5 protein-coding genes are annotated in these 11,078 nt (G+C 75.5%); 4 read left to right on the plus strand and 1 reads right to left on the minus strand.

Annotated elements, in window-relative coordinates:
- Positions 1-9: 9 nt before the first annotated feature.
- The 4 genes from BLV24_RS06035 to BLV24_RS06050 all read left to right on the plus strand — a co-directional run bounded on the left by BLV24_RS06035 (position 10) and on the right by BLV24_RS06050 (position 9,806).
- Positions 10-2,268, plus strand: coding sequence for an AAA family ATPase (locus BLV24_RS06035; protein ID WP_092680178.1), 2,259 nt, complete (start codon positions 10-12; stop codon positions 2,266-2,268).
- The gene (locus BLV24_RS06040; protein WP_092680179.1) at positions 2,265-6,092 is read left to right on the plus strand and encodes an eCIS core domain-containing protein; all 3,828 of its coding nucleotides are present in this window, start codon (positions 2,265-2,267) and stop codon (positions 6,090-6,092) included. The genes BLV24_RS06035 and BLV24_RS06040 overlap by 4 nt, the downstream gene beginning before the upstream one ends.
- Positions 6,093-6,130: 38 nt before the next feature.
- Positions 6,131-7,144 (plus strand): tetratricopeptide repeat protein, encoded by a 1,014-nt coding sequence (locus BLV24_RS06045; RefSeq protein WP_176954638.1) that lies wholly within the window; start codon positions 6,131-6,133, stop codon positions 7,142-7,144.
- Between the two features lie 73 nt (positions 7,145-7,217).
- Entirely contained in the window at positions 7,218-9,806 is a 2,589-nt protein-coding gene (locus tag BLV24_RS06050) for a glycosyltransferase family protein (RefSeq protein WP_092680181.1), read from the plus strand.
- Positions 9,807-9,834: 28 nt separating this feature from the next.
- On the opposite strand, the gene BLV24_RS06055 is transcribed toward BLV24_RS06050, so the two are convergent.
- Positions 9,835-10,935, minus strand: a complete 1,101-nt coding sequence (locus BLV24_RS06055; protein ID WP_176954639.1) for a zinc transporter ZntB — start codon at positions 10,933-10,935, stop codon at positions 9,835-9,837.
- Between the last annotated feature and the right edge of the window lie 143 nt (positions 10,936-11,078).

Below are 11,078 nucleotides of genomic sequence, written 5' to 3' on the forward strand. Positions count from 1 at the left end.
CCGCGCCCGATGACCGCCCCGTTCTCCTCCCCGCGCCCCGCCTTTCCCGGCCCCGCATACGAGGCGCCGGGCCGACGCCCCTCCGCCGTGGCCGCCTCCCCCGGCCATCCCGCCCCGCTGGAGGCGCTGCCCCGCGACGCCGCCGGATGCGCCGGGCTCTGGCGGCTCGCGGCCGCGCTCGCGCTGGCCGAGCGGCTGGACGCGCTGGGCGAGGACGGCGCGGCGCTGGCCCGGGCGCATCCCTTCCTCGCCGCCTATCGCGAGGCCGCGGAGCAGGCCGCCCCCGGCCTCGCCGCCGCCCGCTGGCCCGCCCGCCTCGCCGCGTGGGAGCGGGGGGCCGACCCCGCCCCGCCGCTCGCCCGCGCCGCGGGGGCGCTGGGACTGAGCGGGGCGCAGCGCCTCGCCCTCGCGCTCGCCGCGCTGCCCGGCGACGACAGCCGCTTCGCCGGGCTCTTCGCCGACCTGCAGGGCCCCGCCGGGCCGCGCGCGCCGACCGCCGAGACCCTCGCCCGCCTGCTGGGCATGGACGAGGCCGACGCGCCGCGCGCGCTGACCGCGCCCCTGCTCGCGGCCGGCCTGCTGGAACCGACGGACCCCGACCTGCAACGCGCCGAACGCCCGCTGCGCATGCCCGACGCGCTGCGCGACGCGGCGCAGGGCGTGGCGCTTGCCGGGGGCGCGGGCGCGGGGTCGTGCGCAGGGGAGGCGCCCGATGCGCCCCGCATGACCCGGCCCGGGGACGCCCCGCGGATCGAAGACCTGATCCACCCGCGCGACTTCCTCGCCCGCCTCGCCCGCCTGCCGGCGATGCTGGCGGGGGGGCGTGCGGACCTGGTGATCCTGCGCCGCATGCCCGGCGCGGATGCGGCCGAGATCGCCGCGGCGCTGGCCCGCGGGGCCGGGCTCGGCCTGCTGCGCCCCGGCGCCTCCGCCGCCGCCGACCCGCTCCGCGCGCGGCGCGCCGGGGCGCTGGCGCTGCTCTGCGGCGCGGCCCTGCTGCTGGAGCGCGACGCCGCGCCGTCCGAGACCGTGGACCTGCCCCCGGCCCTGCCCGGCGGCCTGCCCACCTTCCTCGGGCTGGGGCGCGAGGGCGGGATCGCGCCGGACCGCCTGTCCCGCGCCGTGACGATCGAAATCCCCTTCCCCGGGCCCGACCTGCGCGCCCGGATCTGGCGGGCCGCGCTGGGCGACCTTCCGGTCACCGACCTGCCCGCCCTGCGCGACCGTTTCCAGCTGCCCCATGGCCATATCCGCCGCCTCGCAGCCGCCGCCGCCGGGGAGGCGCGGCTGGAGGGCCGCGACGCCATCGCCCCCGACGACGTGCGCCGCGCCGCCCGCCAGCTGGGCCGGCAGGAGCTGGACGGGCTCGCCGATCCGCTGGAGGCGCGGGGGCGTTGGGACGACCTCGTGGCCAGCCCCGCCGCCACGACCCTGTTGCAGGAGCTCGCCGCCCGCGCCCGCCACCGCGAGGCGCTGCCCGACCGCCTGTCGGAGCGCCCCGGCCGGGGCCTGCGCGCGCTGCTCACCGGGCCGTCGGGAGCGGGCAAGACGCTGGCCGCGCGCATCTTCGCGGCGGAGCTGGGCATGGACATCCACCGGGTCGATCTCGCCTCCGTCGTCTCCAAGTTCGTGGGGGAGACGGAAAAGAACCTGGCCCGCCTGCTGGCCCGGGCCGAGGCGCTGGACGTGGTGCTGCTGATCGACGAGGGCGACGCCCTGCTGGCCCGGCGCACGGAGGTCAAATCCTCCAACGACCGCTTCGCCAACATGGAGACGGATTTCCTGTTGCAGCGGCTGGAGTTCCACCAGGGCGTGGTGCTGATCACCACCAACCTGGCCGAGAGCGTCGACCCCGCCTTCCAGCGCCGCATGGACGCGGTGATCCCCTTCGCCCGCCCCGGCCCCGAGGCGCGCCGGCGGATATGGGAGCTGCATTTGCCCGAAGGGACCGACCTGCCCCCCGGCGCGCTGGAGCGGCTGGCCCGCAGCTGCGCGATGACCGGCGGCCAGATCCGCAACGCCGTGCGCCACGCCGCCGGGCGGGCGCTGGAGGACGGGGCCCTGCTTGGCGAACGCCACCTGCGCGCCGGGGTGGCGCGGGAATACCAGAAGGCCGGGGCCATGGCGCCCCTGCCCCCGGAAGACGCGGAGGGCTCGGACCGTGAGCGCGGCGCGGGAGGGGCGCCGCGGGCGCGGGTCTCGGGGTTCGCCGCGGCATTGGGGCGGGCGCGCGGCCCCGCCGGACAGGACGGAGGATCCCGGTCATGACCCGTTCCCGCACAACCGCCCGCGCGCCCGGCGCCGCCGGCCCGCGCCCCGCGCCCGCCGCGGCTCCGAAGGGCCGCGCCGCCCCGGCCCCGGTCTCTCCCGCCCTGCAGGCGGCGCCGGCGCTCTCCCCGCTCGCGGGGGTGCAGCGCAAGCTCGCCGTGGGTCGGGCCGGCGACGCCTATGAACGCGAGGCCGACGCCGTCGCCGACCGGGTGACGGCGGGCCAGCCCGCGCCGTCGATCTCCGCCATCCCGGCCGCCGGCCTCCCCGGCGCCCAGCGCAAGACCGGGATGGAGGAGGAGGACACCGGCGACACCGCCCAGGCGAAGGCCGAGGAGGAGGAGGCCGTCCAGGCCAAGGGGGAGGAGGAAGAGGCCCAGGCAAAGGGGGAGGAGGAAGAGGCGCAGGCCAAAGGGGAGGAGGAGGAGGCCCAGGCCAAGGGGGAGGAGGAGGAGGCTCAGTCCAAGGGGGAGGAGGAGGAGGCTCAGGCAAAGGGGGAGGAGGAGGAGGCCCAGGCCAAGGGGGAGGAGGAGGAGGCCGCCCAGCCCAAGGAGGAGGAGACCGAGGAGAAACCCGTCCAGGCCCGCGCCCGCCGCGACGCGGATTCCAACCGCCCGCCGCGTTCGGAGACGGAGGCCGCGGTGGCCTCTCCCGGCGCCGGCAAGCCGCTCGACCCCGACACCCGCGGCCGGATCGAGGGCTCGACCGGCGCCGACATGTCGGATGTGCGGGTGCATGACGACGCGCGCGCGGGCCGCGCCGCGCAGGGCATCGGGGCGCGGGCCTTCACCCATGGCCGGGACATCTGGCTGGCGCCGGGCGAAAGCGCGCGGGACACGAAACTCATGGCCCACGAAGCCGCCCATGTGGTCCAGCAGACCGGCCCCGGCCCGGCGGCGCGGGGGGCGGGCGCGGCCTCCGGCGCCGCCCCCGCCCAGCCGGCGCCGGCGCTGGCCCCCGCCGGCGGCGTCGTGCAGCGCACCGGCGGCGCCCATGGCGGAGGCGCCGATACCGGCGGAACCGGCACGGGGACCGGCGCCGCAACCTCCGGCCCGCCCAAGGTCGCGTCCCACGGCCACGAAGTCGACTTCACCGGCGGCAAGAAGAAGATGACGATCAAGTCCATCTCCCTGCCCAACAAGCCGGGCAAGGACAGCGTCTCCGGCCCGTTCAGGACCCGCGCCCCCGGCACGCGCGAGGACGACCCGCAAAAGGCCTGGCTCGACGCCGTCACCGTCTCCGACACCGCGCTCACATCGGCGCTGCCCGACGCCAAGGGCTTCGCCACCGCGCCCGACGCGCCCTCCGAAAGCCTGATCTTCATCCTCAAGGTCAAGAGCCAGGACTCCTACGTCGTCGGCACCCGCGCCGACATCGCCGCCCAGTCGAAAATCCCCACCTGGCGCTCCAACGGCAATCACGACCGCATGGAGGTCGACCATATCAAGGAGAACCAGATCGGCGGCGCCGACGGCATGGCCAACTACCAGCTGCTCGACAGCCGCGCCAACCGCGGCGCCGGCAACGCCCTGCGCGACGAGATCAAGAACCGCATCAACTCCGCCAAGGCCAGGCTGAAACAGAAGGGCGAGGCGGACGGCGTGCTCTCCGCCGCCCAGATCGCCGACCTGTCGAAATCCCCCGACGACATCCGCAAGGATTTCGAGGTCGAGTTCCTGTCCCAGACCGCCACCAAGCTGCCGATCGGCGGGCGCGGCTACGACTGGCAGCGCGGCCAGATCGAGAGCGGCGAGCATGTGGGCGCGCTCACCCTCAAGGACGCCAAGAGCCTCTCGGCCGACGAGCAGAAGCGGTTCCTGGGCGATTCCAGCCAGCTGGTGATCTATCTCGGCCGCGGCGCGTCCTCCCCCCGGCATGTCGCCTGGGACGGCGCCAACGGCCCCACCGACGGCCGCCAGGATCGCTGGATCGGCCAGCATCTCGACCTGGTGGACGTGGGCCCGCACGGCAATTCCCCCACCCAGGTCGTCGCCGAGGTCTACGCCCGCCACACGAAGTTCAAGCAGCGCACCATCCAGATCCCGATGTCCGAGATCGGCGGGCGCAACTACGCCTTCCGCCTGCCCGCCGACTACCGGTCCTCCGAGATGCTGGAATTCGAAGGCTGGAGCCCGATCCGGATCGACAGTTTCGGGATCGAGGAAGGCGGCATCGGCGTGCGCGGCAAGCTGATGCCCACCATCCCGATCTTCAAGCCGGGCTCGGAGATCGACTTCGCCGTGCAGGACGGGGAGATCACGCTGTCGAAGACCTTCTCGGGCGACGAGTTCGACATTCCCGGCCCGGTGAAGATCGCGGGCTCCTCGCTGACCCTTTCGGCCACCGGGGGCTCGGACGGGTTCAGCGCGGCGCTGGACGGGCGGCTGGAATTCGAGGTCGACCGGGTCGGCAAGGGGTTCCTCGGCGCCTCCGCCGGCACGTCGGGAGACTTCGCGGCGGAGGGCGAGTTCGACTTCGACCCGACGCTGTTCAAGGGCGCCGACGCCAAGGTGAAGGTCGCCTACAAGGACAGCAGGTTCACCGGCGAAGGCACGCTCAAGATCGGCGAGGACCAGATCAAGGGCATCAAATCCGCCGAGATCGAGGTGAAGTTCGAGGACGACGTCTGGACCGCGGCAGGCACGGTCCAGCCCAAGGTCCCCGGCGTGACCGAGGGCGCGCTGGAGATGACGTTCGACCCCGACGGCGGCTTCGAGATCACCGGCCGCCTGACGCTGGGCAAGGACATTCCCCGCCTCAAGTCCGGCCACCTGGAGGCCACCGTCACCAAGTCCGGCGAGGACTGGAAGCTGAAGGGAACCGGCAAGGCCGAGCTGGACATTCCCGGCGTCGCCGCCTCGCTGGAGGCCTCCTATGACGACGGCGCCTTCATGGCCGAGGCGAGGCTCGGCTACGAGAAGGGCATCGCCAAGGGCGAGGTCACGGTCGGCGCCTCCAACATGCCGCCGGGCGAGGACGGCGGCCGCCCCTCCGGCGATCCGGGCGAGACGCTGACCCTCTGGGGCGCGGGCTCCGTCACCCTGCGCTTCACGCCCTGGCTGGAGGGGACCGTGGGGATGAAGGTCAATCCCGACGGCTCGATGGAGGTCAAGGGCAAGGTCGCCATGCCCGACGAATTCGAGGTCTTCCCCCAGAAGAAGATCGAGAAGGAGCTGCTGTCCATCGGCGTGGACATCCCGCTCGTGGGCGTCGCCGTGCTGGGCCAGCGCATCGGCATCTTCATCACCATCGGCGGATCGCTGACCGCCTCCGCTTCGGTGGGGCCGGGTGTGCTGAAGGACACCGAGGTCGAGGTCACCTGGAACCCCGAGGACGAAAGCGCAACCCGCGTCACCGGCGGCGCCCGCTTCGTGGTGCCGGCCGAGGCCGGGCTGCGCATGGCGATCACCGGCGCGCTGGGGGCGGGCATCCCCGTGGTCTCCGCCTCCGCCGGGCTGGAACTGGGGGGCACGCTGGGCGTGAAGGGCGAGGCCTCGGCCGGCGCCACCCTCGAATGGACCCCCTCCGGCGGGGTGAACATGGAGGCCGATGTGAAGGTGGAGGCGCAGCCGAGCTTCACCTTCGACCTGACGGGGTTCGTGGACGTGTCCGCCGATCTCGTGCTCGACACGGTGGAGCTTTATTCCAAACGCTGGAAGCTCGCCTCGGTCGAATACGGCTCCGACATGAAGGTCGGCGCCAAGCTCGCCGTGACGGTCGAGAATTCCGAGGTCAAGCCGATCTCGGTCGACGATATCGAGTTCATCACCCCCGACATCGACCCCGTGGCCACCGCCAAGGGCCTGATCAAGTCGCTCGCCTGAGCGGCGCCGCCGAACCTATTTCCGCAAGGAGACACGCGATGACCCATGATCCCGCCGCCTCCCGCAGCCTGAACAACCAGGCGGTGATGCTGCACATGGCCGGAGAGGCCGCCGACGCCATCCGCGCCTACGAGGCCGCGTTGGCCGAAGACCCCGACAACGCCACCGCGCTGAACAATCTGGGCTATCTGCTGTCCCAGCAGGGCGACTGGGCGGGGGCCGAGGCCCGCTATCGCGCGGCGCTGGAGATAGAGCCGGGCAAGGCCTCGGCGCTGGCCAATCTCGGGGCGGCCCGCGCGGCGCAGGGGGCGCTGGACGAGGGCCGCGCGCTGATGGCCGAGGCGGTCTCCGCCGACCCCGCCTCCGCCGCCGCCTGGGACGGGTTGGGACGCCTGGCGCTGGTCGCCGGCGACCTGCCCGCGGCGGAACGGGGGCTGCGCGAGGCGCTGGCCCTGGACGGGCCCGCCGACGGGACGGATGGCGGGCCGAACAGGGGGGGCGGGGCCGGACGCATGGTCACGCTGGGGGCCGTGGTCGGCGCGCAGGGGCGGACGGCGGAGGCCGCCGCGATCCTCGAACAGGCCGTCGCCATCGCGCCCGAGGACGCCGCCGCCTGGCGCCAGCTCGGCGTCATGCGCTTCGTCCGGCAGGATCTGGGCGCCGCCACCGAGGCCCTGCGCGAGGCCCTGCGCCTCGCCCCCGCCGACGCGCCCGCGCGCCGGCATCTCGGCCTCGCCCTGCTGGCCCGCGGCCGCGCGGCGGAGGCGGAGGCGGAGTTCGCCCGCCTGCTCGACCACGCGCCGGGAGACTGGGAGAGCCGGACGGACCTCGCCATCCTGCGCCTTGACCGAGGCGACGCGGCCTCCGCGGCGGCGCTGCTCGACGGGTCGGACGCGGCGTCCGGGGCTGACGACCGCGCCCGCTTTTACCACGCCGTCGCCCAGGACCTCGCCGGAGACCGTGCCGCCGCCCGCCCGCGGCTTGCGGCGATGATCGAGGCCGCCGGCCCCTACGCCGCCCGCGCCGCCCGCTATGTCGAGGACCGCCCGTGACCCCGGCCTCGGCCTCGGCCGCAGGCCCTCTTCACCCCGCCCCGCCCCGCCCCGACCCGCACCGGAGCCGCCGATGACGCCGACCCGTCCCGACCCGCGCCCCCTGCCCGCCGCGCTTTCCGATTACCGCGACCGCCACAAGGGCGCCTCGGTGATCGTGGCGGGCTGCGGGCGCTCGGCGGCGGCGCTGTCGCCCCGGCCCGACGCGGTTGTCATCGGGGTCAACGACATCGGGCGGCTGGTCGATCCGGATTACCTGGTGATCCTCAACCCGCCCGAGCAGTTCCGCGGCGACCGCTACGCCCATGTCCGCGCCACCCGCGCCCGCGCCGTCTTCGCCTGTCTCGACCTGCCCTTCGCCCATCCGCGCAAGGTGCGCATCCCGCTCGGCCCCCGCGGCGGGACCGCGCCCGACGCCGCCGGGCGCCTGCCCTGCACCCGCAACTCGCCCTACGTGGCTCTGATGCTGGCGCGGCTGATGGGGGCGGCGCGGATCGGGCTGATCGGGGTGGATTTCACCGACGACCACTTCTTCGCCGCCTCCGGCCCGCATCCCCTGACGCGGGAGCTTCGCCGGATCGACGCCGAATACCGCGCCGCCGCCGAGACCGCCCGCAAGGCCGGGGTCGAGGTGGTCAACCTCTCGGCCGAAAGCCGCCTCACCGCGCTGCCCCGGATGGGCCTGGACGCCTTCCTCGAACGCCCCGCCGGCGCGCCCCGCCCGAAGCCGGCGCCCGCCGCCGCCCGCGCCGCCGCGCCCGCGCCCGAGGCCGGAACGCCCCGCCGCGTGCTGCACCTGTCGCTCACCAATTGCGCCGGCGCCCTGTGGAACCTGCACGGCCTGCTGCGCGACCATGGCGAGGGCGTCGAAAGCCGCGTCGCCACCGCCTCCGCCGTCACCGCCGGGCGGCGCTACCCGACCGACATCCTGATCCACGAACGCGCCCGCCTCGCCGAGGCCATCGAGGCCGCCGACCTGATCCACTTCCACAACACGCTCGACCGCGCGAGCCCGCAGCTCGCCGCCCATCGCGGGGCGCTCGCCCGCAAGCCGGCGGTGCTGCAGATGCATTCCGAACCCGCGGTGCTGCGCGCCTTCTTCCCCGGCCGCCCGCCCCAGGCCCGGCGCGACATGCCGGTGCTGGTCGTCGCCCAGAAGCAGGCCCGCTTCCTGCCCGACGCGACGCCCGTGCCCAACGCGCTCGACATCACGGCGCCCGCTTTCCGCCCCGCCCCGGCGGACGAGACCTCGCCGCCCACGATCCTGTTCACCCCCACCGATCTGCGCGACTACCCCGCCCGCCCCGACACCTGCCGCGGCAAGGGCTATCGCGCCACCGCCCGGGCGCTGGCCCGGCTCGAGCGCGACGGGATCGCCACGCCGCTGCTGCGCACCGGGCTGGATTTCGAGACCCTGACCCGCCTGCGCCGGCGCGCCGCCATCGGCATCGACGAATGCGTCACCGGCGGCCACCACCTGACCTCGCTGGAGCTGATGGCCCAGGGGCTGGTGGCCGTCGCGTGGCTCGACGACCGGATGCGGGCGCTGATCGCGCGGGTGACGGGGGCGTCGGAGGCGGGGCTGCCCTGGCTCTCCACCCCCATGGCCGGGCTGGAGGAGGCCCTGCGCGGACTGCTGGCCGAGCCCGCGCGGCTCGCCGAAATGCGCGCCGCCGGGCGGGCGTGGATGGAAGCGCACTGGTCCCCCGCCCAGGTCCTCGCCCCCTATCTCGCGGCCTATGACCGGGCCGAGGCCGAGTTCGCCGCCCCCCGCCCCCGGCGGGCGGAGACGGCGCGCCCCGCGCCGCTCCCCCCGTCCCGCGCGCGCCACGCGGCCGCGGCGGCGCGCGATCCGCTGACCACACCCGGCCCCGACGGCTGGATCCGCGCCGAACTGCCCGGCCGGACCCCGCCCCGCCGGTCCGAGGACTTCGCCCAGTCGATCCGCCTCGGCCCCGACCTGCTCGCGGCCCGCGACGCCTTCGCCGGGGCCACGGCGCATATTCTCGGCAACGGGCCGTCGCTGGGGGACACCGACCTCGCCGCCCTCGCCCCCGACCTGGTGATCGGAACCAATGCCAGCCCTCGCATCGAACCCCGGCTGAGCCGCGCGCCGGATGTCTACTGCGTCTCCGACCGCCGCTTCCTGGAGGGGGCCGAGACCCGCGCGCTGGCCGGCGCCTCCACCGCCCGCCTGAAGATCTTCGCCGGCTACTGCGCGGGGTTCCTGGACGACGGCGCCGTGAACCATGTCCGCATCCTGCCCGGCGACGGGATCAGCGCGGACCTCGCCCGCGGCGTCCATCACGGCTGCTCGGTGGCGATCTTCGCGGCGCAGGCGGCGTTGTGGCTGGGGGCGCGGCGGGTGGTGCTGCATGGCTGCGAATTCGACTACGGCGCCGGACGCTTCGCCGCCGCGGACCGGGCGCGGCCGCATGACCGGGGGAACTGGCCCCGCATCGCCCGCAACGCCGAGGCGCTGGCCCGCGCGCTGACCGCCCGCGGCGGTCGGCTGGAGGTCGCAGGCCCCTCGCGCCTGACCGGCGGGTTCGGAAGCGAGCCCGTGCCCGGCGTCCATCGCGCGCCGCTCCACCGCCGCCCGAGCGGGCCCGAGCCGCCCGCCGCCGCCGCCGCCCCCGCCACCGTGGCCGCCGGCGAATAGCGCGCGGTCCGGCCGCCGCCGCCGCGACCTAAAGCAGCCGCAGCCGCCGGATCAGCCAGGCCGAAAACGCCGCCACGCCGGCCAGCGCCCCGGCGAAGGCCCCGAACGCCCAGGGCGCCGACGTGCCCGGCATCCCCGCCAGGTTCACCCCCATGAGCCCGGTCAGAAATCCCAGCGGCAGGAACACCGCCGTCACCAGCGACAGCGCATACATGGCGCGGTTCATCCGCTCCGCCGCCCGCCCGGCCAGCTGCTCGCCCAGCGCCGCGGCGCGGTCGCGCATGGCGTCCAGGTCCTCCACATAGCGGGTCAGCCGCTCGGCGGTCTCGCCCAGAGAGGCCCGGTCGCCCTCCGCCAGCAGCGCCGCGCGGGTCCGGCGCAGCGCGTCCACCGCATCGCGCTGGGCGGCGATGTAGCGACGCAGCGGGATCGCGGCGCGGCGCAGGTCGGCGATCTCGGCGCGGGCGGCTTCGGGGGACGGCGCCGCGGGGATGCCCGCGGCCGGGGACGCGCGCCCGGCGGCGCGGGCGGCCTCGGCCGCGGCCTGCGCCTCCAGCGCGTCTTCCAGCGCCGCCAGCCGGTCGTCCATGTCGTCCAGCACCGGCCCCTTGCGCTCGGCCAGCTCGTCGGCGAGCGCGGCGAGGAACGCCCCCGGCCCCGCCGGCCCCCGCCCCGCCTCCGTCCGATCGTGCAGGTCCTTCACCGCCAGCAGCCCGCGCCGCAGCACCACCGAGATCACCCGCCCCGGCGTCGCCCAGACGCGGATCGAGATCATGTCCTCCGGCTCGGCCTCCGGCGTCAGGTTGACCCCGCGCAGGATCACCAGCGCGCCCTCGCGCGGCCCCTCCCCCAGCAGCTGGGCGCGGGGGCGGGTGTCCTCGTCCAGCAGCGCCTCGATCACCAGGGGCGGCACGGCGTCGCCCGCCTCCGCCGCCGCGTGGGAGAGCCAGGCCGCGGTCCCCGGCGCGTTGCGGTCGAGATGCAGCCAGCGCCAGCCGCCCTCGGGCGGCGGGGCGGCCGGGGCGGCGGCGTCGAAGGCCTCGGCCGGGACGGGCGACGCCGCGCCGTCCGGGGCGATGTCCCAGCCCCACAGCAGGACCGGGGCTGCGACGGGAACGGGCTGGGTCATGGCGCGGCGGCTCCTGCCTTTGGGCTCGCGAGAGCCGGGGACAGGCAAGCTAGGGTGCGGACTCATATGTTCGCAATCCAGAAGCGGATGGCGGCGAGCTTTAGCGCTGCCAAGTAGTTGTCCGGTCTGCGGTCATAGCGAGT

It is taken from the genome of Albimonas donghaensis, assembly GCF_900106695.1.
In the GTDB taxonomy this organism is placed as follows: Bacteria; Pseudomonadota; Alphaproteobacteria; order Rhodobacterales; family Rhodobacteraceae; genus Albimonas; species Albimonas donghaensis.

Bases quoted from the DNA above. Each gene is read 5' to 3' on its own strand.
- BLV24_RS06035 (WP_092680178.1), top strand. From the start codon at position 10: ATGACCGCCCCGTTCTCCTCCCCGCGCCCCGCCTTTCCCGGCCCCGCA.
- BLV24_RS06040 (WP_092680179.1), top strand. From the start codon at position 2,265: ATGACCCGTTCCCGCACAACCGCCCGCGCGCCCGGCGCCGCCGGCCCG.
- BLV24_RS06045 (WP_176954638.1), top strand. From the start codon at position 6,131: ATGACCCATGATCCCGCCGCCTCCCGCAGCCTGAACAACCAGGCGGTG.
- BLV24_RS06050 (WP_092680181.1), top strand. From the start codon at position 7,218: ATGACGCCGACCCGTCCCGACCCGCGCCCCCTGCCCGCCGCGCTTTCC.
- BLV24_RS06055 (WP_176954639.1), bottom strand. From the start codon at position 10,935: ATGACCCAGCCCGTTCCCGTCGCAGCCCCGGTCCTGCTGTGGGGCTGG.